This window comes from Streptomyces aureocirculatus, from assembly GCF_000720475.1.
GTDB classification, from domain to species: Bacteria; Actinomycetota; Actinomycetes; order Streptomycetales; family Streptomycetaceae; genus Streptomyces; species Streptomyces aureocirculatus.
In genome coordinates this window covers 1-288 of record NZ_JOAP01000184.1, presented here as the reverse complement: position 1 = coordinate 288, position 288 = coordinate 1, and the positions used below count along the sequence as shown (strand labels likewise).

Genomic DNA, 288 nt, shown 5'->3' with positions numbered 1-288 from the left:
GGTGGAGCGTGCTGCGGTGGTGGTGCGTTCTGCCGGGTCGGGTGGTCGGCAGTTGGTGGGGTATGTGGTGCCCGCCGGTGCTGGTTCCGGTGCGGGTGCGGGTGCTGGTTCTGGTGTGGGTGTGGATGGTTCGGTGGTGCGTGGCGAGGTGGCTGTGCGGTTGCCGGAGTACATGGTGCCCGCGGTGGTGATGGTGGTTGATGATCTGCCGTTGACGGTGAACGGGAAGCTGGACAAGCGGGCGTTGCCGGAGCCGGTGTTTTCGGGGGGTGTGTTCCGGGCGGCGTC

Annotated in this window: 1 protein-coding gene; it reads left to right on the top strand. The window is 67.7% G+C overall.

Features of this window, described 5'->3' with window-relative positions; all coding sequences use genetic code 11:
* Window position 1: 1 nt before the first annotated feature.
* Window positions 2-288 (top strand): AMP-binding enzyme (locus IG78_RS47415; protein ID WP_347400165.1); only part of this gene is annotated, 287 nt, incomplete at its 3' end.